General features: G+C 33.6%; 24 protein-coding genes and 1 riboswitch. Of the genes, 20 read left to right on the forward strand and 4 right to left on the reverse strand.

Annotated features, from left to right (window positions below; translation table 11 throughout):
• The first annotated feature begins 6 nt into the window (after window positions 1–6).
• The 3 genes from R9X47_RS01505 (at window position 7) to R9X47_RS01515 (ending at window position 2,362) form a co-directional block, all read left to right on the forward strand.
• Window positions 7–867, forward strand: a complete 861-nt coding sequence (locus R9X47_RS01505) for a sugar phosphate isomerase/epimerase family protein (RefSeq protein WP_432664920.1) — start codon at window positions 7–9, stop codon at window positions 865–867.
• A gap of 119 nt (window positions 868–986) precedes the next feature.
• Window positions 987–1,047, forward strand: a riboswitch (Fluoride riboswitch).
• Between the two features lie 221 nt (window positions 1,048–1,268).
• On the forward strand, window positions 1,269–1,484 hold the full coding sequence (locus tag R9X47_RS01510) for an ArsR/SmtB family transcription factor (RefSeq protein ID WP_432664922.1): 216 nt from the start codon (window positions 1,269–1,271) through the stop codon (window positions 1,482–1,484).
• A gap of 146 nt (window positions 1,485–1,630) precedes the next feature.
• Window positions 1,631–2,362: a DUF5714 domain-containing protein gene (locus tag R9X47_RS01515; protein WP_432667569.1), complete on the forward strand. Its 732-nt coding sequence runs from the start codon at window positions 1,631–1,633 to the stop codon at window positions 2,360–2,362.
• A gap of 143 nt (window positions 2,363–2,505) precedes the next feature.
• Here R9X47_RS01515 and R9X47_RS01520 read toward each other — a convergent pair whose 3' ends face one another.
• Window positions 2,506–3,369: a damage-control phosphatase ARMT1 family protein gene (locus R9X47_RS01520; protein ID WP_432664924.1), complete on the reverse strand. Its 864-nt coding sequence runs from the start codon at window positions 3,367–3,369 to the stop codon at window positions 2,506–2,508.
• A gap of 260 nt (window positions 3,370–3,629) precedes the next feature.
• Here R9X47_RS01520 and R9X47_RS01525 point away from each other — a divergent pair, with 260 nt between their 5' ends.
• The 9 genes from R9X47_RS01525 to R9X47_RS01565 all read left to right on the forward strand — a co-directional run bounded on the left by R9X47_RS01525 (window position 3,630) and on the right by R9X47_RS01565 (window position 10,681).
• Window positions 3,630–4,502 (forward strand): LysR family transcriptional regulator, encoded by an 873-nt coding sequence (locus tag R9X47_RS01525; RefSeq protein ID WP_432664925.1) that lies wholly within the window; start codon window positions 3,630–3,632, stop codon window positions 4,500–4,502.
• Window positions 4,503–4,537: 35 nt separating this feature from the next.
• Window positions 4,538–5,044, forward strand: a complete 507-nt coding sequence (locus tag R9X47_RS01530) for a GNAT family N-acetyltransferase (RefSeq protein ID WP_432664926.1) — start codon at window positions 4,538–4,540, stop codon at window positions 5,042–5,044.
• Between the two features lie 192 nt (window positions 5,045–5,236).
• Window positions 5,237–5,503 (forward strand): YciI family protein, encoded by a 267-nt coding sequence (locus R9X47_RS01535; protein ID WP_432664927.1) that lies wholly within the window; start codon window positions 5,237–5,239, stop codon window positions 5,501–5,503.
• Between the two features lie 220 nt (window positions 5,504–5,723).
• Window positions 5,724–6,131 (forward strand): GNAT family N-acetyltransferase, encoded by a 408-nt coding sequence (locus R9X47_RS01540; RefSeq protein ID WP_432664928.1) that lies wholly within the window; start codon window positions 5,724–5,726, stop codon window positions 6,129–6,131.
• A gap of 165 nt (window positions 6,132–6,296) precedes the next feature.
• Window positions 6,297–7,433 carry an iron-containing alcohol dehydrogenase gene (locus tag R9X47_RS01545; RefSeq protein WP_432664929.1) on the forward strand — a complete coding sequence of 379 codons (1,137 nt, stop codon included), beginning with the start codon at window positions 6,297–6,299 and terminating at the stop codon, window positions 7,431–7,433.
• A 48-nt stretch (window positions 7,434–7,481) separates the two neighbouring features.
• Window positions 7,482–7,955 (forward strand): ASCH domain-containing protein, encoded by a 474-nt coding sequence (locus R9X47_RS01550; protein ID WP_432664930.1) that lies wholly within the window; start codon window positions 7,482–7,484, stop codon window positions 7,953–7,955.
• 144 nt (window positions 7,956–8,099) lie between these two features.
• Window positions 8,100–8,435 carry a DUF3795 domain-containing protein gene (locus R9X47_RS01555; protein WP_432664931.1) on the forward strand — a complete coding sequence of 112 codons (336 nt, stop codon included), beginning with the start codon at window positions 8,100–8,102 and terminating at the stop codon, window positions 8,433–8,435.
• A gap of 294 nt (window positions 8,436–8,729) precedes the next feature.
• Window positions 8,730–9,698 (forward strand): tyrosine-type recombinase/integrase, encoded by a 969-nt coding sequence (locus R9X47_RS01560; protein WP_432664932.1) that lies wholly within the window; start codon window positions 8,730–8,732, stop codon window positions 9,696–9,698.
• Window positions 9,699–9,775: 77 nt separating this feature from the next.
• Window positions 9,776–10,681: an AraC family transcriptional regulator gene (locus tag R9X47_RS01565; protein WP_432664933.1), complete on the forward strand. Its 906-nt coding sequence runs from the start codon at window positions 9,776–9,778 to the stop codon at window positions 10,679–10,681.
• A gap of 150 nt (window positions 10,682–10,831) precedes the next feature.
• Here the strand turns inward: R9X47_RS01565 and R9X47_RS01570 are convergent, their stop codons facing one another.
• Window positions 10,832–12,403, reverse strand: coding sequence for a GMC family oxidoreductase (locus R9X47_RS01570; RefSeq protein WP_432664934.1), 1,572 nt, complete (start codon window positions 12,401–12,403; stop codon window positions 10,832–10,834).
• Between the two features lie 225 nt (window positions 12,404–12,628).
• Between R9X47_RS01570 and R9X47_RS01575 the strand changes: the two genes are divergently transcribed.
• The 3 genes from R9X47_RS01575 (at window position 12,629) to R9X47_RS01585 (ending at window position 14,852) form a co-directional block, all read left to right on the forward strand.
• Complete coding sequence (locus R9X47_RS01575; protein ID WP_432664935.1) at window positions 12,629–13,255, forward strand: histidine phosphatase family protein; 627 nt, start codon at window positions 12,629–12,631, stop codon at window positions 13,253–13,255.
• A 128-nt stretch (window positions 13,256–13,383) separates the two neighbouring features.
• Window positions 13,384–13,947: a TetR/AcrR family transcriptional regulator gene (locus tag R9X47_RS01580; RefSeq protein WP_432664936.1), complete on the forward strand. Its 564-nt coding sequence runs from the start codon at window positions 13,384–13,386 to the stop codon at window positions 13,945–13,947.
• A gap of 146 nt (window positions 13,948–14,093) precedes the next feature.
• Complete coding sequence (locus R9X47_RS01585; protein ID WP_432664937.1) at window positions 14,094–14,852, forward strand: EFR1 family ferrodoxin; 759 nt, start codon at window positions 14,094–14,096, stop codon at window positions 14,850–14,852.
• A 166-nt stretch (window positions 14,853–15,018) separates the two neighbouring features.
• On the opposite strand, the gene R9X47_RS01590 is transcribed toward R9X47_RS01585, so the two are convergent.
• On the reverse strand, window positions 15,019–15,261 hold the full coding sequence (locus tag R9X47_RS01590) for a hypothetical protein (protein WP_432664938.1): 243 nt from the start codon (window positions 15,259–15,261) through the stop codon (window positions 15,019–15,021).
• Between the two features lie 14 nt (window positions 15,262–15,275).
• Window positions 15,276–15,644 (reverse strand): hypothetical protein, encoded by a 369-nt coding sequence (locus R9X47_RS01595; protein ID WP_432664939.1) that lies wholly within the window; start codon window positions 15,642–15,644, stop codon window positions 15,276–15,278.
• Window positions 15,645–16,027: 383 nt separating this feature from the next.
• Between R9X47_RS01595 and R9X47_RS01600 the strand changes: the two genes are divergently transcribed.
• From R9X47_RS01600 to R9X47_RS01620, 5 genes are all read left to right on the forward strand, one after another.
• Entirely contained in the window at window positions 16,028–17,407 is a 1,380-nt protein-coding gene (locus R9X47_RS01600; RefSeq protein ID WP_432664940.1) for a sensor histidine kinase, read from the forward strand.
• Entirely contained in the window at window positions 17,382–18,776 is a 1,395-nt protein-coding gene (locus R9X47_RS01605; RefSeq protein ID WP_432664941.1) for a sigma-54-dependent transcriptional regulator, read from the forward strand. Before R9X47_RS01600 ends, R9X47_RS01605 begins: the two co-directional genes overlap by 26 nt.
• Window positions 18,773–20,287, forward strand: a complete 1,515-nt coding sequence (locus R9X47_RS01610) for a sodium:solute symporter family transporter (RefSeq protein ID WP_432664942.1) — start codon at window positions 18,773–18,775, stop codon at window positions 20,285–20,287. The genes R9X47_RS01605 and R9X47_RS01610 overlap by 4 nt, the downstream gene beginning before the upstream one ends.
• Window positions 20,288–20,608: 321 nt before the next feature.
• Entirely contained in the window at window positions 20,609–21,421 is an 813-nt protein-coding gene (locus R9X47_RS01615; protein ID WP_432664943.1) for a nitrilase-related carbon-nitrogen hydrolase, read from the forward strand.
• Between the two features lie 82 nt (window positions 21,422–21,503).
• Window positions 21,504–22,871, forward strand: a complete 1,368-nt coding sequence (locus tag R9X47_RS01620) for an alanine/glycine:cation symporter family protein (RefSeq protein WP_432664944.1) — start codon at window positions 21,504–21,506, stop codon at window positions 22,869–22,871.
• Window positions 22,872–22,974 lie beyond the last annotated feature (103 nt).

The following is a 22,974-nucleotide window of genomic DNA, read 5'->3' on the forward strand; positions in this document are numbered from 1 at the left end:
TGTGAAATGAAAATTTGTTTTAATCAAGCTACTACAATGAAGTATTCTACATTAGAAAAGGATTTAGAGTTTTGTGAGAAGAATGGATACGATTTAATCGAGATTCGCTTAGATAAATTAAAGGATTATTTAAAGAGTCATACAGTTGACAATCTAGTTGAGTTTTTCAATAATAGTAAGCTAAAGCCCTTCGCATTCAATGCTTTAGAGTTCATAACCTTTAGAGATGAAGACGGCTACAATCAAATTAAAGAAGATTTAGCTTTTCTATGTGATATAGGTGAAAAAATTAACTGCAAAAAAATCGTTGTTGTTCCAACCTTTGATATAGGTGGATATACAAAGCAAGAGATTAAGGAAGAATCTATTAGAGTATTAAATGAATTGGCTGATATGGCTGAGCCATACGGTGTTAAGTTAGCATACGAATTTGTGGGGTATCCAAACTGTTCTGTCAACACTTTTGGTCAAACCTACGATATCGTTCAGGCAGTAGATAGGGAAAATGTAGGAATGGTATTAGACTGTTTCCATTTTCATGCCATGGGTTCAAGAATTGAAGATTTACAAAAAGCCGATCCTAGCAAGATATTTATTTTCCATATAGATGATTCAGAAGATTTGCCTGTAGGAGCCTTAAGAGACGATAAAAGATTATGGCCTGGAGATGGTGCAATAGATTTAGATGCGATTTTATCTACACTAAAGGAAATAGGATATGACCACATGGTTTCAGTTGAACTATTTAGACCTGAGTACTGGGAATGGGATATTGATAAGACAATAAGAGTTGGAAAAGAAAAGACCGAAGCTGTAGTAGGGAAGTATTTTGAAATAGGAGAAGTAAAGGCCCAAACAGCTATTTAAGAACATGCTCAAATAGGCAAGTGAAGTATTATAAAAGCTTATAAATTTTTTCATATAAACCCATATAAATCCCCCTAATGATAAAATAAACTTGATTATCATTAGGGGGATTCCTCTTTAGTACGGGATTAAATGGAGTTCATCGGTAACTGCAGAAATGCTAATGACTCCTACTAAGAAGTTACAAAGCAATATATCCTTAACTATATCCCTACCATCCAGTGTCTCTTACTTTTCTGTACTTTGATTTGATGAGTAAGCAGACTTAGTTGCAGACTAAAATATCTATATATAAATACTCATTGATATAAACAATGATTTATATTATAATAAATAGCAAATAGAATAGTTGGTTTAAGAAGTGCCTAGCTTCACCAAGATATAAAGATTGGAGGTATTGGATGGAGAGTTACAATGATATAAAAGAAATCTTTAAGGTGCTTGCCGATATAAACCGCATACGTATTATTGAAGTATTGACTAAGGAATGTCAAAGCGTCAATGAAATAGCTAAAAAAGCTGATATATCGCAACCATTAGCATCCCATCACTTAAAGGTACTAAAGGATGCAGGAATAACACGTGTAGAAAGACAGGGGACCTTTAACTATTACTGAATCACAGATGAGATAGTCTGGAAGATTATCCAAATGTGTAAGGAGTTTAATTCATCTAACGAAACAGTAAAGGAGTGTGAGTAATGAATAATAAGTCGATTGAGGAAAACATACATAAGAATACTTCTTCAAGTTGTTGAGGGCCAATTGATGAGGGTATTGGTCAATACCTTGATGAGAGTAAAGAGAACTGTCTAATTTGCAACGGAAAACTTGAGTATTTAGAAATAGGTAAGGAGTTCACATGCATTAGGTGTGGTGAGAAGGAAAATGGGTATGTACACTGCCCCAATGGTCATTATATCTGTAATGATTGTCATGGTAAATCAGCCTTCGATATCATCCTAAATCTAGCGAAATCCTCAAAGAAAACGAACCCATTAATTATTGCTGAAGAAATGCTTGAAATCTCTAGTATACCAATGCTAGGCTGTGAGCATGCATTAATTACTGTTGGAGCCCTGCTCGCTGCTACAAGGAATCATGGTAAGATAAATATTAGCGATGAGCAGATAGTAGATGCCTTTAACAGAACTAAAAAACAAGCAATAGCAGCCTATTGTGGCCTAACGGGTGTATGTGGTATAGCACCGGCTGTAGGTGCCTATTTTAGCGTTATCCTAGGAGCAGCCTGTCCAAAGGATAGAGAAACTGCGACAACGATGCATGCTGTATCCAAGGTGATCGAAGTGATTGCTAATGAGACGGGACCGTGTTGCTGTAAGAATTTTATGCGAAAGTCTCTAGACTTAAGTTGTAAGCTAGCTGAGGAGTATCTAGATATAGAATTACCCCATAGTTTAGAAATCGAATGCTCAGATAGCCACCGTCATCCACATGGCTGTCGAGAAGCTAAATGCTCTTATTTTGCTGAGTAATAAAATCTATATGAGTACAATAGATCTCAAAAAAGTTAAGAGAAGGGGCTGACTTATAAAGGTATCTTATGAGTTCAGCCCCCGAGTGTTTCAGAGTGAATGAATTTTAAATAACGCAGAAATTCGTCATTCTGAGACACCCCTTATGAAATCCTCTTTAAAACTAAATCCCCCTGTGAACATCCTAAATTATCAGCTATGGATTTACATTTAGCCTTTAATAAGAAAAATATCTCTTTATCCTTAACTTCACTTAAAGTTTCATAATTAGCTTGGCCCTTCGAAATAATTAGATCCGCATTTTCAAACTCTTCTTTAAATCTGTCTGAACATAGTTCAAGAATTGTCCCTTGGGCATCGGAGCCGTTATCTATAACCCTAACTAGTTCAACCATTCCAACCTTAACTGCATCATCCATTGTGGCATCATTAACAATAGGCTCCCCCTTTACTACATAAGTAATCTTTTCCTTTGGAAGTTCCTCGATTAATAATTTGTCAAAGACAATTTCACCAGAATTATCGGCTAGAAATAGTATTTTCTTTGACTTTGATACAGACTCAGAAAGTACCTTGGTCATACTATCCTTAATTTCTGCTTCGAGACAATGGTCAATAGTTTCTCTAATTTTCTTTTCATCAATAAATCTTGATGCACTAAAATCTATAATGTTACCGGCTATAGCTAATCTACATGCAGTATCTATCGGTGAATTACTAGACTTTATTAAATCTGTAAGAGCTAAATCCTTAGAGATTTGATCAGCAAGTTGATTAAATTCGATCTTTAGTTCCTTGTATGGGTCTGGATTATTTGAAACTTCTTTTACATGCTTATGTATTAGTCTACCTAAATAGGGTGCCGTTTCTGAAAAACTCATTTTACTTAAATCTTCCATACTTTTAGTAATAATTTTTTGTTGTAATGCAACATCATCTGTAACCATTTTTGCCGCCTCTGCTGACTGTCTTACTAGACAGGGAATGCATTCATAAACTATCTTCATATATCATTACCTCCATCAAAATATATTAAATAATACGGATTTAGGTATAAATTACTTCAGTGATTCCTTTGAAAACGTAAGCATACAATGATTAATTTTGTGATAAAATCAGTATATACTCTTAGTATCATGAGAGAACAACTCAATCTAAGTATAATAGAGATAGTGAGATTTTAAAAACAAATATTTTTAATGACTGCGATCAAAAATTTTTATTGAGACCTAGTTTCCATTATCTATACAATAAATGGGGGATATCTATGAATATTGATGCGCTAAAATCCTTTGTATTGCTTGCGGAGAATAAAAGCTTCACAAAAACTGCTGAGTTACAATATGTAGTTCAAGCCACCATTTCAAACAGAATTAATGAGCTTGAAAAGTTGGTAGGTAAGGAACTATTTATTAGAGACAATAAGAACGTCACGTTGACCAATGCCGGAAAAACCTTTTTGCCCTATGCTAAGAGAATACTAATGTTGAGAAAGGAAGGGATTGTTAAGGCACGGTCTACAGAACTTTATGATGATAGATTATCAATAGGAACAGTAGACTCTATATATGATGGAATAATATCACCAATGATAAAGGACTACTTCTCAAAGTTTCCGAATATTGCTGTAAAACTTAAGCTAAATCACTCTGAGGATATAGTAAGACATCTAGCCGATGAAATATTAGATGTAGGGTTTGTTGATTTTAAACCAAAATTGTTCAAAGTTAAGTCAAAATATATAGCTGATGATGAAATTGTTCTGGTGGCAAGTAACAAAAATAGATTCTATACAAAGGAAGAAATTCTAAGCAGAGATTTAGTTGAGCTTCCTCTTTTATATGCAAACCTTGGAGAAGAATTTTTTAGCTGGTTGTCGGAGCAGCTTGGTGACAGTCCTTTATTGAGACTATCGGTAGATCAAGTTTCCTGTGTTTTAGACTATGTTAGGGAAGGTTATGGCTGTGCCTTTGTACCTAAATCAAAGGTGTCTAAAGAGCTCGGAGAAAAGGAACTAATAAGAATTAAAATCAAGGATTCTACACCACCATCAAAGAAGATATATATGTTAATTAATAAAAATAGAAAGGATTCTCTTGCTGTACAACATTGGATGGATTTATTTAAGAAGAGAATATAGATTTTAGTTAATCAATGAAGTTGGAGGTTAAAAGAATGTCAAAAATATCAGAGACAGAGAGATTGATTCTAAGAACCTTAGAGCCTGATGACTTAGACTCAGTTATGAATTTCTGGGGAGACAATGAAGTCATGAAATATTGTGGTGGTTCTTTAGAGGATAAAGAGATAATAGCTAAAGCAATAAATAACTACATGAATAGTCAAAGAGAGAGAGGCTTTTCTGCATATGCAGTTATTTTAAAGAAAACTGACGAGGTAATAGGTGCATGTGGTTATAATTATACAAAAAATGATAGCGAGATAGAGCTGATATACCACTTTGCTAAAAAGCACTGGGGAAAGGGATACGCGACAGAAGCGGGGAGAGCCTGTATTGAATATGCAAGGAAAAACCTTCACATTGACAAAATAATAGCCTCAGTAGACCCAAACCATAACTCATCTAGAAGGATTCTCGAAAAGCTAGGGTTTAAATATATAGGGATGAAATGGTTTGAGGATACAAAGCAAGATGAACCATATTTTGAATTGGATATGTAACTTATAATTTTGTAGAAATTATCTAATAGAAATTGTCTGAAATTTATGTTAAAGTATTCCTTATAGATTTGTTCTAGCTTAAGCTATCTAGCATCGTCTATTTATTTTGCTGATTAATGACTGGATAGAAGGAAGATAAGAGCATAGAAAATACTCTACAACTAAAGGAAAAGATATGAGGGGGAAAATAGGGTGCCGTATTTTGTAGCATACTTAGATAAGGTTGATCCGGTAAAGGATAAAGAACTATTAGAAATTCATATTGCATATCTAAATAAACATATAGAGCTTGGAAACATCTTTGCAAAGGGTCCTTTCATGGATCACTCTGGAGGATTAATTATTTATAAGGCATCGGACTACGATACAGCCTATAAATTAGCATCGGAAGATCCTGCTGTAAAAGAGGGTTCAAGAAAAATGATTTTTAAAGAGTGGAAAAGTACTCTTACGGAATAATTTTCTTAATGAAGTATTACTGTAAGTAATTATGAATAGAATAGTCGTGTACATATAAGAGGAACGGTTCAAAACCCGATAAGGTATATTTGCTTTATCGGGTTTTTACTTTATAGCCTTAATAATTTATGATTTTATGTATTGTATCCAATCTTATGATGATATAATCTTCATAAAAGACTTTTAATAAGAATCCTTAAAGGTTCAAAGGAGTGTCGGAATGAATATAGTAAGAATAAATGCCGAGGATACATGGGAAATACGGCATAAGGTCATGTGGCCTAATGAGGATATTGACTTTGTTAAGATGGAAAATGATGATAGGGGAATTCACTACGGTATCATAGAAGATAAAACCATTGTTTCCGTTATTAGTTTATTTATTAATGAAGGTAAAGCTCAATTTAGAAAGTTCGCTACCCTTGAGAAGAGACAAGGGATGGGGTATGGCAGCAAATTGCTTAGTTATGTGCTAGAAGAAGCTGCTAAACTCGGAGTAAGATATATTTGGTGCAATGCAAGGAAAGAGAAGGCCGGTTTTTACAGAAAATTTGGTTTAGCTGAGACAGAAAAAACTTTTAAAAAGAAGGGTAATGAGTATGTTGTTATGGGAAAATATTTAGATTAGAAAACCTTACTTTACTCAAGACCCATATAAACAGTCTCCTGTTAGGTGAAACATTAGAGGCTGCTTTTTTATTTAATGATATAATATGAATGAAACCTTTCAAATCCAAAGAAGCATTACTTATAATGGGAAAGTTAATATAGAGAATAGAAGGGGTGGAATTAGATGAAAGTATTGAAACTGAATGGTGATAAACTAGTGACTGGTAAGGGGACTCTTGATTATATCAAGGAAATTAAGGGAACAAGAATCTTTATCGTCACCGGTGGAAAGTCTATGTTTGACAATGGAACTATTGATAGAATAAAGAACATGCTTGATGAGTGTGGAAAAGAATATACAATAATGTCAGGTATTAAAAAAAATCCAGATACTGATATAGTAAACAAAGGTGTACTTGAGATGAAGAAGTTTAAACCTGATACTGTTCTTGCACTAGGTGGCGGGTCTCCAATTGATGCAGCTAAGGTCATGGCTGTATTTTATGAATATCCAAACCTTAACTTTGAAAATGTACTTAAGGGATCTTTGCCGGAGGTAAGAAAAAACATTGAGTTTATTTCAATTCCAACTACTTCAGGGACTGGTACGGAAGTAACTAAGGCTGCAGTAATTACATATAGAGACAGAGATTTAAAGATAGGACTTAAATCAAATGCCTTTATACCAGATATAGCAATATTAGATCCTGAACTTACGATGTCAATGCCCGACAATGTTGTAGCTGAGACCGGAATGGATGCATTGACCCATGCCCTAGAGTGCTACATAAACCATAATTTAGATGATTTTACGGAATCCTTGGCAAAGGGTGCTATAGAAGGATTATTTAGATATCTTCCAATATCCTATAATGAAAAAACAATTGAAAGCCGAGAAAAAGTACACAACTATCAATGTATAGCAGGAATGGCCTTTCACAATGTAGGTTTGGGTATGGCCCACGGAATTTCTCACGCTTTCGGTGGAAAATACGATTTGGGACATGGTCTTTTAAATGGAATCGCCTTGCCGTATGTACTTCATTATAATTCTAAGGACCCAGTGGTTAAAGAAAAATTAGACTACTTAGCAAAGGCTATGAAAGTAGATAGCATGGTAGAAGCAGTTAGAAATCTAAACAGAATGCTAAATATACCTATGTCATTTAAGGATGCGGGTATAAATGAAAAAGATTTCTATAACGACTTTGAAGAATTGGTGAAGAACTCTTTGAAGGGCTCTACAAGATCTAATCCAATAGATATTTCAAAGGAAGAGATGGAAAAAATACTGAAAAGTATATTTGAAGGACATTTCTAATTATAAAACATAGTAGATAATTATTAGATAAAAAAGAGGGGATTAGACATGATAAAAGAACATGAATCGGTACATGAAATGCTTAACAACTATTTAGAAACACTAGCAGAATCAATTAAGAAAGAAGATATAGAATATACGTCTTGGCATTTTTCTAACAATGAAGAAATTGCAAATAGCTTAGCTGAATTAGTTAAAGATGGCGTTAAAAGAGGAACAACTAGTCTTTACTACTGGTATGGATTAGAAGGTGAGGAGTTGCCAAAAGAAGGCCAATTAAGTATAATCACAGACTGGAAAGGTATTGCTCAATGCATTATTGAAATTAAAAAAGTTAATATTATGCCATTCAAAGAAGTGACAGAAGAATTTGCAAAAATTGAAGGAGAAGGGGATAAGTCTCTAGAATATTGGAGAAGGGTCCATATAGATTTCTTTACTAAAGAGTTATCTGAAGTTGGTAAAGAATTTACTGAAGATATGGAAGTAGTATTCGAAGAGTTTGAAGTGGTATATAAGTAGAACTTATCATTAGATAGATATAAGTCTGCTTGATACTTAGAAATATAGCTATGAGAGCTTTAAACTACTCTATGCAAGTTAATTTAAAGCCTCATAGCTTAACTTTTGTCAAAGAATACTGAAAGTGAGAAATAGGGGGATATCATGGGAAATATCGCTTATTGTGGTTTGTTATGTAATGAATGTCCAGCTTATATTGCAACAAAAGAAGAGGATAATGCAAAAAAGGAAGTTTTAGCACAAGAATGGTCTAGCGATGATTACATACTAGATGCAAAGGATATAAATTGCAATGGATGTTCAAAAGACAGTTCAGGTCCTATATTTAAATTTTGCAAGGAATGTGAAATAAGAAGATGTGGCATTGAAAGGAATATAGATAATTGTGCCTATTGCGCTGACTATCCTTGTAGTAAACTTGATAAACCATTTGAGATGTCGCCAGATAATAAAGAGAGACTAGATAATATAAATAGATAATTAGTTAATTCATAGGATAACATAGTGAAAATCAAAGAAGAAAATGGCGCTGTAAGAGTAATATATTCCGCGTAGAACATATACTTTTGAACTAATTAACATATCTCACCTCAATTCTTAACTTATAAGTTAAAATAAAGCTTTCATTAACAATAATACTTAAAATTTTTCTACAATAAGACTACTATTTTTAACATCTATTTGTTCTACTCGGTAGATTTTGATACAATGTAAATATATAGAAAATATAACGTATTATACATATAAATTCCAGTTAAAGTGAGGTGGATACTTATGGAAAACTACTTATCTACTAATACCATAAGACTTCTTGAGGACTTTGTCTCGGGTTTTAAGTTGGACAGAACAAAAAAAGACTATGTACGAGAGATAGAGAAGTTTTGCTACTTTATCGAGAAGGATTTTCTTGAGATTACTTATGAGGATTGTAATGAATATATAGATTATTTGAATCGGAAAGTAAATGAGGGTGTAGATGATAAGTTACGACTAGGTAAGGTATTATTCAGTACTAAAAAGAATAAAATATCCGTTGCTACAGCCGAGAAAGTTTATTCTTATCTTTTTAGTTTTGCTAATCACGTTCAAGGTTTGAAATCTATATGTGACTTCATTCCTGATAACTTCTCAAACTTTTTTAAGAGAACAGACAAGCCTAAGGCTAAGAGAAATATAAGTCAAGAAAAGATTATATCCTGGGATGAATTAGACAAGCTAATTACAGCATTAAAGGAATATAATACTAGAGATTATCTAGCCCTTATGCTAATATTCACAAGTGGGCTTACTGTAAGGGAAACTATTAATTTAAGATGGAATCAAATATTTGATGACGCCAATGGTAACGTTGGAATAAGGTTTAAGCTACCTAATGGCCATGAAAGACTAGTTAAAGTAAACTCGGATATTGCAAAATTATTAGAAGAATATAGACTTAATCAAAGACCAGTAAGTCATGAGGAGTATGTTTTTCTAAACAAGTTTAATAAACCTATAAGTTCTAGGTGGATCAGATTAATTCTAGAAAGGGCCTGTAAGGATGCTAAGTTGAAGAATTCCTATTCTCCAAGAGATTTAAGACATACAGCTGCTTATATGTGTCTAAAGTATGGAGCCTCTAAAGAGCAAACCATGGAGCAGTTTGGTTGGACAGATATTAGATTTGCAGATAGATATCCTTATTCTGTTCCTGAGCTTCAAGATAATGCAATTGATTATATAAATTTCAAGTTAAAACCATAGTAGCAATCCAGGAACAGCCATATTCAAATGTTGTTGCTATAATGTAATTACCCTAGGGAGAAAGGAACGATGTTAGATTGAATTATAGCAAGGATATCGAGCGCAGTATCGACTTTATCGAAGAAAATATAAAGGAAAAATTGACACCACAAATTGTAGCCCAGAGCGTTGGATACTCACAGTATCACTTCGGTAGAGTATTTCAAATATGCATGAATCTATCGGTGATGGAGTATATCCGTCAAAGGAGATTGTCATTGGCTGCAGTAGATCTTTTTAGTGGAAAGAAGATTATAGATATTGCTTTCGATTATTGTTTCGAAACCCACAGTGGCTTTTCAAAGGCATTTCGTAGGGCTTATGGATACAGTCCTTCACAATATGCTGTAAGAATGGCTGGGATTAGTGAACTTGTATCAAAGAGAAATACAACATTTGAATTTGGAGGTTATATTATGAATCCAGTTATTATAAAGAAACCAGCATTTAAGGTTGCAGGTTATGGTATTAGGACCAATATTGAAGATGGAAGCTATACAAAGGATATAGCCGCATTTTGGCATGATTATGATACGGAGGGCTGGGAAAGTAAAATGTATGAGTTACTCAATCCTCCAAAGCATGGTGAAGTAGGAATATGTGTACCGGATTCAAAACATAAGGGAAGCCTAACTTATTTGCTTGGCGTCATCGTAGAGAACTTTGATAATGCTACTGATGACATGGTAACTATTGAAGTACCTGAGGCGGAATACGCAGTATTCACTACGCCTCCAATCGACACCACGAGTAAAATAGAAGATAATCAAGCTAATTTTTCAAAAATTATAAAGCAAACATGGAAGTATATCTTTGAAGAGTGGTTTAAAAATAGTGGATATGAGTACGATGAAGGAAAGCTAGATTTTGAATTCTATGATGAACGCTGCCACTTCCGTCCTGATACGGTTATGGATATCTATGTACCTATAAAAAAGAGATAGGGTGAAAAGATTTACTGATTTAGCAAATAAACTTATAGATACGTCATTATTCAGATTATTATTTATAGGTGATAATAACTATGTAGGTGCTTACTAGTAGGTAAGGTGAGAGTATTCATATCTCACCTTATTTTTTCAATCATCAATTTTCTATTCATTTAATAGCTGCTGTGCAATTGTCAAACCAATGAGATATGCTGTTGCACAAGTATTGCCATCGGAAGGCATTGGCATTATTGAATTATCAGCAACTATTAAGTCCTTTACTCCGTATACCTCTCCTTTAGAATTAACTACTCCACCATCCTTAAGTGGTGCCATTCGGATAGTTCCCTGTTGATGATAGGTTTCAAATATGTTCTCTTTAATATAGTTTTCAAGGTACTTGTCATTATTGAGGTCATCAGGTCTTGGCGTAATAAGTTGATACTTAGAATCAATAGATTTGAGGCTATTTGCTATATTCTTAAGATAAATTTTAAATGTATTCTTCATTAACTCTAAGTCGGATGGATTATGAAGAAATCTGTCATTTGCAAGAACCATTTTTAAAGGATCTCTAGATTGTACTTTTATTGTTCCACGGCTTCTAGGTTGTAGAAGAGCAAATGCCATGAATAGAGAGTCTCCAAATACCGATGGAATAACCTGTATTTCTCGCCGACATGGATTGGAATTTGGCATTGGATCTGGTAAGAAAGCTCCACTTACATAAATAGTGTTTGGATCATTAGGAGGTAAAGACATATCATCTTTGTTATAAGAGAAAACTGCAGTGTTAAATATATGATTACTTAGTTGCTTTCCAACGCTGGGATTATCTAATATAACTGGAATTCCAGCTTTTTTAAGAATGGCAGATGGACCAATTCCTGATAGCATTAGAAGCTTAGGACTATTAAAGCCTGCTGATAAGATGACTTTTTTGCGGGCATAGACACTGTAACATTCTCTTTCTTTTAGAAACTCTATACCAGTATTCTCTTTATTTGAAAAAATGATTCTAAGTGCTGTAGATTTAGTAAGAACTAATAACTTCCTACCATTTCTTCCATGGCCCTTATTGTTTACTATATCAGATGAGAGAAAGGCCATAGAAGCACTATCCCGATTACCATTTGCTTTCTGAGTTAGTTGCCAGCGAGTAAAGGGACCCATTGGAGTATTGGGATTATTATAATCAAGAATTTCTTTTAATCCTGTAGCCTCTTTGATGGCCGATACAATTTTTTCAGACATTAGAGTGGGGACTCTTGGGGTTTGCCGTATGCTAAGTCGTCCATTATATCCATGTGCTCCTGGATTATCAGTTATACCATTATATTTCTCTAATTCTTTAAATCTTTTAGTAGCAGCTTCGGGAGACCACTGACTACCGTTTAAGGTTTCCAATTTCTTTAATACATCTGGTGTTGGCCGAACATATTGCTCAATATTTACAGATGAACCTCCGCCTAATATTCTGCCGCCAGACCAAAGAAAAGCTCTATTGTTAACATTTTTTTGAGGTACCCCTTTTCCTTGCCAAAAATATTCTGGAAAATACTCAAATAAAAGTGAAGTAGCAAGATTAGAATTGCGAATAGCTTCATCTCTATCATTATTTTCACCCGCTTCCAAAAGCAACACAGAATTTCTTCTATCATCAGAAAGAGTCTTAGCTATAACCGCTCCAGCAGGGCCCGATCCTATTACTATATAGTCATATATATTCTTATTCACTTAATCCCCCCCTTTAAAATAAAGTAGCTCAAGTCGGGTTTAATATCATTATATTTCTTAGCAGTTAAAAGTATGTATATGAGATAATAAGGAGCGACCTTACATCCGGAAATATATCTATCTTGTAGATATGATACTATTAAAAGTAAGATAATACCAAAACATGTTATAATATTAAATGGATATATATCGTATATAAGTTAATTATATTTAAAGGGGGATATTATGACAAAGCTCTATATAACAAGACATGGTCAAACTGAATGGAATCTTGAAGGTAGGATGCAAGGTCAGATGGATTCAGCGCTCACAGCGTTAGGTAAACAGCAAGCCAAGTGGCTTGGTGAAAGATTAAATGATGTGGAGCTCGATATAATTATTTCTAGTTCAAGTGGAAGAGCATTTAGAACAGCAGAAGTTATTAGGGGAGATAGAGATATTGAAATAATACCTAATGATAATCTAAGAGAAATGCATTTTGGTAATTGGCAAGGTCAACTACATACAGAAATTGAAGAGTCTTGGCCAGAAGAATATAAAAATCTTTGGAGTTTTCCTCACTTATATAGTCCGATAGGCGGGGAGACGGTTTCGCAGGTTTTGAATAGAGCAGGTAATGAAATAGAAAAAATAATTACAAAGTATGAAGGAAAAAATGTTTTAATTGTCGCCCATGCCGTTGTTTTGAAGGCAATTTTTACATATCTTGAGGATAAGGAATTGAAGGACTTTTGGAAGGGTGCCTTTATGCATTCTACATGTTTAAATATTGTCGAAGTCAAAAATGATAGTAGAAATATTGTTTTGCAAGGGGACATATCCCATTATCCTGTTGAAGAGCAGGCAACATAGGATATATTCGTAATCTAAAGCAGTAAACTACTCTTTGAATCACTACTTTGCTTTCCATTCTATTGACAAACCTAAAAGGTGTGTGTAAAATAAGAGAGAGTAGTCGCTCTTGAGCAAGGAGGATATTTGTGGACGATAACGTAAGAGAAAAGATTCTATTAACATCACTGAAACTGTTTAATGAGTTCGGCTTCCATGGAACTTCTACATCTAAGATTGCTAAGGCTTCAGGAGTATCTAATGGGGCGTTATTCAATCGTTTTAAGACAAAGGAAGAATTAATAAATGAAATCTACAGGCATGTAAAGCTAGATTTTAAGCAATATCTTGACAGGAAGTTTGATAAAAATCTTGAAATCGGGGAATCAATGAAATCCCTTTGGAAAAGTGCTATACAGTGGGGAATCACGAATCCCGACTACTTGAAATTTCAAGAGCAATTTAATAACTCTCCTTATGCAAGCCGCCTGGATAAGGAAAATACCAAAAACGGGTTACAAGCTGTTTGCGAAAAGAAAGAACTTTTGAAAAACGAGACGGGGATAAGTGATGAAGAATTGAATCTTCTAGTTGTATGTATGGCAGGAGCAACAAACGCTTTATCATTCTATCTGATAAATAATGAAGTTGATGATTTAGATGGACATATCGATAAGGCATTTGATCTTTTATTTAAAGGCATATTAAAATAACATTTAAAATTATAATGAGGAATGTAAAGTTCCTCTAATTTTATAAAGTTCTAAGAGTGACTAGTCACTCTTGAGTATGTATTATATTTAAACCAAAAGTGCTAAAAATATTATAAAGAAATCAAAAAAAATGGAGGTATTAACACATGAAATTATTCTATTTTACGGCATCTGGTAATTGTCTTTCTGTAGCTAAAAAGCTTGGAGGTGAACTGTATTCCATACCAAAGGTGCTGAATGAAGGACCTTTTAGCTTCGAAGATGAGAAGATTGGTATTATCTTTCCATGTTATGTAGCAAGTACTCCAACAATAGTAAAGGAATTCTTAGAGAAGGTGGAACTGAAATCCGATTACTTCTTTGGAATTTTAACATATGGTAAAACCTCAGGGGGAGCACTAGACCATTTTAAGGAGATCGCGAAAAAGAATGGTATAGAAATGTCTTATCTCAATAGCTTATTAATGGTAGATAACTCCATTAAATACTATGATATGGACCAGCAAATTAGGGATCAGCATACAAAGAAAATAGATGAGAATATTGATATGATTATTTCGGATATTAAATCTAAGAGAAAGTACAAAAAAACATCGAACTTCTTAATGAGGCATATTAGTAGTTTTGGGCACAGAATGTATAATAAGGAGGTTGGAGATTATGATAAAAAATTTACTGTAGAAAGCCACTGCAATGGATGTGGTGTTTGTCAAAGGGTATGTCCAGTGAATAATATTCAGGTAAACGGTCACCCCGAGTTTAAGCACAAATGTATCAGGTGTTATGCTTGTACCCATAATTGTCCGCAAAATGCCATCAGATTGAAAGGTGAAAAGAGTAGATCAAGATTTAGAAATGAAAATGTACAGCTAAAAGAAATTATTGAGGCTAACAATCAAGCATAATTATTATACCTTAATAAAAACTCAAGAACATCGAAACACTTCGTTTTGGTCAGATTTTTCTTCGAAAAATGACCTCAAAAATTGTAGCCACCAATGAGGTTTTGGTGGCTAATTTTTCGCTTCGCATATACAAGATTTGTGTAAGAGAAATTATGATACATACAATCTATTTATCCTTTTTCATATTTCTATGGTTCCGATAAACAAAAGGTAAAAGTACTAATGGTGGTATCAGTGCAGGAGGAAAATGATCTCCAATAATTTTGTATACTAGAAAAACTAAAATTACGTAGATTGTCATTTCTTTAATTCTCTTCTTTGCTTTTTCTCTATTAGCTATAAAAAGCCCTATATAAAGAATAATAACAGCTGACCAAATTACTAATAAAATTATCTGAGTTTTATCCAAAATCAACACACCTTCTATATAAATAGTTTTATAATCAAGTAGAGTAGTAGATTTATAATGCAAACAACTAAGTATGCAAAGTCCTTTGAATGTATTTTGAACTTCCTAAAGAATTTATATCTCTCACGATTTGTACCAACCATTCTCTCAGCAGCTTCTCCAGCTAAATCTACAGCTGATCGACTACCTCTACCTAGCATACCTAGTGAAGAAAAAATACTCAAATCCGATAACTTCCTACCAAATAGTATGAAGCTTATTAAAGCCCATAAAAGAAAAAAGGAGGGAAGATGAGTGATGTTGAAATTACTAGGTATCATAAAGTAAAAAGCAATAGTTTCAACAAGAAGAAGTATTACAATCCTTAATAGTATGCCAATCATAGGAATTCTCCTTTTAGAATTTTTTTTAGTGATTTGATAAGAAAACTATATAGTATATTATGTATATTATACATTAAATTAGAAAAAACATAAATCATCTAAATATAATAACTATTTAGTTGTGTTTAACTACTAACAAGAAATTATCAAATGTAGTTCTTTTTTATTTCATATGAAAAGGCTTGCGTACTATACGCAAAAAAATGCGTAGTATGTAAAAAAAGATAATAGATATAGAAAAAAATAGCTCCAATACTGTTTTTATATTTGAGTTCTAATTTATTTTATTAGTTAATAAGTGGCATATTTATTGCATCAATATCCTAATAGAACTATGTTAAAATAGTTTATATGTAATATATCAAGAAAGGACTATTAATAGAATGGATATAAATAGAGATCATCAAGATATAAATAAAGAAATTTCTAAGCAAATACTATTAGGAATAGTTAGTATTTTGCTTATTCCGATATTACTTATTATCATTTTAATGACTGAGCAAATGTCTTACCAGAAAAAGATAGAAGGCTTTATGGGTAATCACACAAATGGGATTGCTCAGGTTTTAGCCAATAGTATTAATTATTTAGATACCAGTGGCCCAAATAATGAATTTTCTATAAAAGATCTTGAATGGAATAAAATCTTCCCCAGTGATACAGAGAGTTTTTATATTCTCATTGATACTAAAGGAGAACTTATATACAAGTCCAAGGGATACGGATTAGATGCAAATCATATTAAGAAAATAATAGACTCTGATGATTATATTCTTGAAGATAACTGGTATACTGAAGAGTTTATATCTGCTAAGTCTGAAATTACTAAGGATGGACAAGTTTTAGCTAATTTAGTTATACTATCTAAGAATGTAATCATGAGTTCAAAGCATAAGCAATTTCAGTTTTTTTCAATGATAGTCTTACTTATTGGAAGTATTATTTGGTTTAAATTACTATATAAGGTATATGACTCTATTATCTCCCGTTATATTTGGATTAGCGACAGCTATAAAAAAGTCAATTATGAGAAAAAAATATACCTTGAAAAATACCTACGCTCTGAAAAACTAGTTACTATGGGACGATTTGCGTCTGGTATTGCCCATGAAATTGGGAATCCTCTATCCTCAATTATTAGTTCTACACAAATACTAAAGAAGTATGAGTTAAACGAAAAGGAAAAGAATGATTACTATGACAAGATATTAAACGACTCTAAAAAAATTGATGTGCTAATTAAAGAGTTCTTAGATTTTAGAAAATACAAGGATGAAGCAAAAATAAAGGTAAATATTAACGATATTATATCTGAGTCTATTGACAACATTTCCGATAATAAGAAAAAAGATAATGTTGAATTGATCATGGACTTGTCAAAGAATCTTCCAGGTATAATTGCTGATAAGGATCGAATCTGCATGGCTTTTACTAATATAATTCAGAATGCCTATCAAGCTATTGACGGTAATGGTTTTATACATATTAGGACTTTAAAGCTTGAAAAAGGTATACGAATTAGAATTAGGGATTCTGGACATGGAGTTAAGGAAGAAGATATGGAAAAAATATTTGATCCATTCTTTACTACTAAGGATGTAGGAAATGGATTTGGTTTAGGCCTATTTATATGTATGCAAATTATTCATTCGCATAATGGTACCATTTCAGTTGATAGCAATTATGGTGAAGGGACAATTTTTACTATTGATTTAAGCCTAGAAAAGGAGGAATACGGTGGAGAAGAGAATGCTAATTATTGAAGATGAAATAAATTTGAGACAGAATCTTTCTTTCATCTTTAAAAAGGAAGGATTTGAAGTTAGCACTGCTGGTGATGGGGCTAGTGCTAAGAAACTGATTATCGATAACGTCTATGAAATTATTTTATGTGATATAAGGTTACCTAATGTTAATGGACTAGAACTAATTAAGCTAAAAAAAGAAATTAACTATGACTGCAAGTTCATAATTATGACTGCCTATGGAAGTATAGAATCTGCTGTTGAAGCAATCAAACTTGGTGCTGAAGAATATGTTACTAAGCCCTTTATCAACGATGATATTATTAGAATCGTTAACAGGTTACTCCATATAAAAAAGCTAGAAAATGAGAATGAGAAGTTTAAAACTCAAATAAAGAAGCGATATGAATTGAAGAAAAACATTATTGGATCTAGTTGTTCTATGCAGAAAGTGTTTGACAAAGTAGATAAAGTTTCAAAAGTGTTTACTTCTGTTTTAGTAACTGGTGAAAATGGTACAGGGAAAGAACTAATTGCAAGGGCTATTCATTCTTATAGCTCTAGAGCATCAGAAGCTTTTATTCCGGTCAATTGTGCAGCTATTCCTGAGAACTTATTTGAATCTGAGTTTTTTGGTCATGAAAAGGGAGCGTTTACTGGGGCGACCGGAGAAAAAAAGGGGATGTTTGAGGAGGCCGATGGTGGAACTATCTTCTTAGATGAAATCAGTGAAATACCTCTGCACATGCAAGTTAAGCTTCTGAGGGTTTTACAAGAAAAAGTTGTTAGACGTGTCGGCGGCTCAAATCTATATCCCTTTAACACTCGCATTATCTCATCATCAAATCGCGATTTGGAGCAAATGGTTGAGGAAGGTTTATTTAGGCAAGACTTGTATTACAGAATTAAGGTTGTCGAAATAAAATTACCTCCTCTTAGAAGACGTGAAAATGATATTTTGCTATTGATAGATTATTTTATCGAAAAATATGCAAGGTTGTTTAAACGCAATATTCATGCTATTACAGATGATGCCATTGAATTTTTACGAAAGTATATCTGGCCTGGAAATGTTCGAGAATTAGAGCATGTTATTCAGTCAGCTATTGTATTAGCGGATGATACAACCTTAAGAATACAAGACTTTGAAAATGTCTTTGGCGAGGCAAAAAGTAGGATTAAGATTTCCATTCCTGATGATACCTTTGATCTTAAGAATACACTTGGACAAGTGAAGATGCAAGTTGAAAAGGAAATGATTGAACGTGCATTGAATAAAGCGAATGGTAATCGAACTAAGGCAGCTCAGTTATTAGGTATTAGCCATAGAAATATTTTGTATAAGTTACAGGAATATAAGATTATAGATAAGGAAGATATCTTATGATTGATAAACTTATGGTTATGGGTTTTTCTCTTTTCTATTTTACTATTACGATGATTATTGGAGTTATTGCTTCAATTAGACCTCAGAATATTGAAATGTACTTTTTAGGTGGCAGAAGAACAAACGCTTTTATCCTTGCCCTTACTTTCACTTCAACCTCTATGAGTGGATTGTTATTCCTAGGATTTTCTGGAATGATATATGAGCAGGGTTTACAAAGTCTATGGTTGATAATACCTAGCTCTATAATTGGAATTATTTTGTGTTATAAAGTTGTTAGTAAGAAGGTGAGAGTTTATTCAGAATATACTGGAGCTCTTACTGTAATCGAGATTCTCAAGAAAAGATATGTGGATAAAAATAATGCTTTGACCTATATTACTGGGTCTATGATTCTTATAGCTACAGTGATGTATGTAAGTGGTCAGTTGATTGCTGCTGGAAAACTGATTAATGTAACTATTGGGCTATCATATGACTATTCGATTATTATTTTTGCTACAATAATGGTTACATATATTGTTATCGGTGGTTTTAACGCTGTGTGCTGGACAGATGTTTTCCAAGGGATTTCTATGATAATTGGAAGCCTTTTGGCTGGATTGGTTGTCCTGAAAATAAGTAAAGGATTTTCGTCTATTTGGTCTGATATGAAGTACGTCAATACAATACATCCTGAATTTTACCTATCTCCGATAAGCAACATTACTAATATCATTCTTGGTATTACTACCTTTATCGGTGATGGAATAATGAATTGGCTTGGGCAGCCTACTTTAATGACTAAATACATGTCTGTTAGAAATAAAGATAGGCTTAAGACTGCAGGGATAATGAGTGTATCTTTTCAAATTATTTTGTTTGGCGGAGTTCTTCTAACATCTTTATATATGAGGACACAATTTCAAAACCCTACATTACTTCCCCTAAACGGAGATATTGAAACTATTTTTATTCAATTTTTTATGAAGATGATGAGTCCGTTTTGGAGGGGAATCATCTTAGGTGGAATTATTGCAGCTATAATGTCTACTGCTGATTCGTTGATTATGCTAACAAGCTCAATTTTTGTTAATGATATTTACTATATAAAGAAACCCAAGTCTTCACCAAGGCATTTAATTGTAGTGAGTAAAATAATAACTGTTTTGTTAGGTAGTATAGTTGTTTTTATTTCTTTTAGCATTAAGTCTGTTTTGGCAACTGCCTGGATGGGATGGAGTATCCTTGGTCTTGCGGGCATACCTATATTAGTTGGATTGTACTCGGATAAAGCAACTTTAAGTGGTGCCATCTTTGCTCAACTCAGTGGCTTTCTAGTATTGACGATATGGGTTGCTTTTGATCTTACCTCAAGACTACATATCTTTTATGCTTTTGCAGCAGGTATGACATCATATATAACTTTGTTTGTTGTTAGCAAGTTTTCCCAAAAATCTCCCATGTATATTAGGAAGGAAATTATTGAATTAAATAATAACTTTGAGTACAAGGGGCATATAGAGATATAGTTACTAAGGTCCTTTGTCTACGCAAAGGGATTCGTACTTTAAGAAAAGCATTGCGCATTTAGATGTTATTTTATATTTTGAATATATACTGACCTATCATAAAGTGGCTTGTTTACTATGTTATATAGTAGACGGCCTCTTTTTATTTTTTGGCATGTTTTATGCAATATATCTTCTTAGTCAAAGGATAAAAGTGAGTTTAAGAAGGTTAATCACGATTTCATTAATAAGCCAAGAATTATTGAAAGGGGAGGGAAGGGGACTCTGAAAAAGGCGTGGCTTAACCAATTAGACTAATAAAATGTAGGAGAGTGTTTAATTATGGCAAGGGATAGAAAACTAAAAGTTGCAGTTATCCAAATGAAATCTGAACAAGGAGATACTAAGACTAATTTAGAAAGGGGTGTTGCCTTTATAGAAGAAGCAGCAAAAAATAATGCTGACATTGTATGTTTACCTGAATTGTTTTATTCAGGATACCACCTTGAGTCAAATGAACTTCAGAAGCTAGCAGAACCTATTGATGGTCCAATGGTTCAAACTTTACGTGAGGTCGCTAAAAGAACTGGACTATATATTATAGCTGGATATGCCGAATCTGTAGAGATTCTCGGAAGAATGTATAACTCAGCTGTATTTATTAGTGATAAAGGCGAAACTATCGGAAACATGAGAAAGGTAAATGCATGGGGACAGGAAAAGCTTAAGTTTAGAGAAGGTAAAGAATTTCCTGTTTATGATACGCCGCTTGGAAAAATTGGGATTATGATTTGCTATGATGTTGAATTCCCAGAACCTTCAAGAATAATGGCGTTAAAGGGCGCAGAAATAGTATTTGTACCTGCTGTGTGGAGTATTCCTGCTGAGGACAGATGGCATATTGATTTATCAGGTAATGCATTATTTAATCTGTTCTTTATGGTTGGTGCTAATCCAGTTGGGGATGGATCTTGCGGGTGCTCAAAAGTTGTACATCCTTCTGGTAGAGTATTGGCACAGGCAAGTAATGAAAATGAAGAAATTTTATACTGTGAAATTGACTTGGGTGATGTAGTGAAAGAAAGATCAAGGTTACCTTATCTGAATGATTTTAAAGAAGATACCTTTAGTATGGATGCTGTTAATAAGTACTAAATATATTAAATACCTAGAAATAGGACAGTGTATTTGTGTAGTTATATAAAATCTTAATAAAAATAAAAACATGAGGTGAATTATGGATAAGATTATAGAGATCGTAACGAGTATAAGTAGTTTTCTATGGGGACCACCTATGTTAATACTTCTAGTAGGTGGTGGCTTATGGATGACAATTGCCTTAGATTTTGTACAGTTTAGACATTTTAAATTTATTATGGCTGAAACAATGGGTAAACTCATAAAACCTGATAAAACGGGAGATGGTACTATCACGGCCTTTCAAGCCACAACATCTGCTCTGGCTAATACCGTAGGAGCATCTAATATAATAGGTGTGCCTGTAGCAATAGCCATGGGTGGACCAGGAGCTATTTTCTGGATGTGGCTAAGTGGTGTGCTTGGCTTAGGAATTAAATGGGCTGAAGTCGCATTAAGTGTTGAGTACCGTGAAAAAGATAAAGTTGATGGTACATTTGTAGGAGGACCAAGCCATTATTTATCTAAAGGTTTAAATGCTAAATGGTTAGGTACATTGTTCGCATTTGTTCTTATGTTAGAACTTATTCCTTCCGTAGGATCACAAGCAGTTGCTGTATCAGAAAATGCGGCTGCATTAGGTATACCTAAAATAGCATCTGGTATTTTAATAGCTATTTTTGCTGGACTAGTTGTATTTGGTGGAATAAAACGTATAGGAAAGGTTACTGAAAAGCTTATTCCTGGAATGGTTCTTATCTATCTTGCTGTGGCTTGGATTATAATTGCCTTAAATATTGCTAATCTTCCCGGCGCAATTGTATTAATATTTAAATCTGCCTTCACACCTGTGGCAGCGACAGGTGGATTCGCTGGTGCTGGTATCGCCGCTGCGGCACGTTGGGGTGTAGCTAGGGGTGTATATTCTAATGAAGCAGGAATGGGGCAAGCTGGTATTGCACATGCTGCTGCCATTACAGATCACCCAGGTCGTCAAGGTATGTGGGCGATGTTTGAAGTTATTGTAGATACATTCTTTGTTTGTAGTACAACAGCTTTCCTAACTTTGACAACAGGATTATGGACTACAATGGGACCTAAGGCGGCTGCTACGATTCCAAGTGTAGCTATTGGAGCTGTAATTGGAGAGACCTTTGCAATGTATTTTATGACTTTCTGTCTTATTTTCTTTGTACTTTCAACAGTAATAGGAAATTGCTTTTATGGCGAGCAAATGGCTAGATACTTATTCGGCAATAAATTTGCTAAGTTCATGTTAGTAGTTTATATTGTAGTTGTTGTTATTGCATCTACAAGTGACCTTGCAACTATCTACAACTTCCTTGATATTCTATTGGCGGCAGTTGTTATACCTAATGTAATAGGTGTTGTTATGATGACTAAAAAATGTAGGGAAATTAAGAAAGATTTCTTCGATAATGAAAGTTATGTTCCTGCGAAAAAGTAAGTTAATAGTATAAATAGGCAGTTCCGCTTTATGCTCCTGTATAAGACCAGTTAGAAGAAATTATCGATCTGTTTAATTAGAAACCGTCGACTTTTGCTAACTG

Source organism: Wukongibacter baidiensis, from assembly GCF_050888315.1.
Taxonomy (GTDB): Bacteria; Bacillota; Clostridia; order Peptostreptococcales; family Caminicellaceae; genus Wukongibacter; species Wukongibacter baidiensis.

Coding starts and splice junctions, on each gene's coding strand:
- R9X47_RS01585 (WP_432664937.1), top strand. CDS start 14,094: ATGAAATTATTCTATTTTACGGCATCTGGTAATTGTCTTTCTGTAGCT.
- R9X47_RS01550 (WP_432664930.1), top strand. CDS start 7,482: ATGATAAAAGAACATGAATCGGTACATGAAATGCTTAACAACTATTTA.
- R9X47_RS01520 (WP_432664924.1), bottom strand. CDS start 3,369: ATGAAGATAGTTTATGAATGCATTCCCTGTCTAGTAAGACAGTCAGCA.
- R9X47_RS01530 (WP_432664926.1), top strand. CDS start 4,538: ATGTCAAAAATATCAGAGACAGAGAGATTGATTCTAAGAACCTTAGAG.
- R9X47_RS01545 (WP_432664929.1), top strand. CDS start 6,297: ATGAAAGTATTGAAACTGAATGGTGATAAACTAGTGACTGGTAAGGGG.
- R9X47_RS01575 (WP_432664935.1), top strand. CDS start 12,629: ATGACAAAGCTCTATATAACAAGACATGGTCAAACTGAATGGAATCTT.
- R9X47_RS01510 (WP_432664922.1), top strand. CDS start 1,269: ATGGAGAGTTACAATGATATAAAAGAAATCTTTAAGGTGCTTGCCGAT.
- R9X47_RS01555 (WP_432664931.1), top strand. CDS start 8,100: ATGGGAAATATCGCTTATTGTGGTTTGTTATGTAATGAATGTCCAGCT.
- R9X47_RS01620 (WP_432664944.1), top strand. CDS start 21,504: ATGGATAAGATTATAGAGATCGTAACGAGTATAAGTAGTTTTCTATGG.
- R9X47_RS01600 (WP_432664940.1), top strand. CDS start 16,028: ATGGATATAAATAGAGATCATCAAGATATAAATAAAGAAATTTCTAAG.
- R9X47_RS01615 (WP_432664943.1), top strand. CDS start 20,609: ATGGCAAGGGATAGAAAACTAAAAGTTGCAGTTATCCAAATGAAATCT.
- R9X47_RS01525 (WP_432664925.1), top strand. CDS start 3,630: ATGAATATTGATGCGCTAAAATCCTTTGTATTGCTTGCGGAGAATAAA.
- R9X47_RS01560 (WP_432664932.1), top strand. CDS start 8,730: ATGGAAAACTACTTATCTACTAATACCATAAGACTTCTTGAGGACTTT.
- R9X47_RS01505 (WP_432664920.1), top strand. CDS start 7: ATGAAAATTTGTTTTAATCAAGCTACTACAATGAAGTATTCTACATTA.
- R9X47_RS01540 (WP_432664928.1), top strand. CDS start 5,724: ATGAATATAGTAAGAATAAATGCCGAGGATACATGGGAAATACGGCAT.
- R9X47_RS01595 (WP_432664939.1), bottom strand. CDS start 15,644: ATGATTGGCATACTATTAAGGATTGTAATACTTCTTCTTGTTGAAACT.
- R9X47_RS01610 (WP_432664942.1), top strand. CDS start 18,773: ATGATTGATAAACTTATGGTTATGGGTTTTTCTCTTTTCTATTTTACT.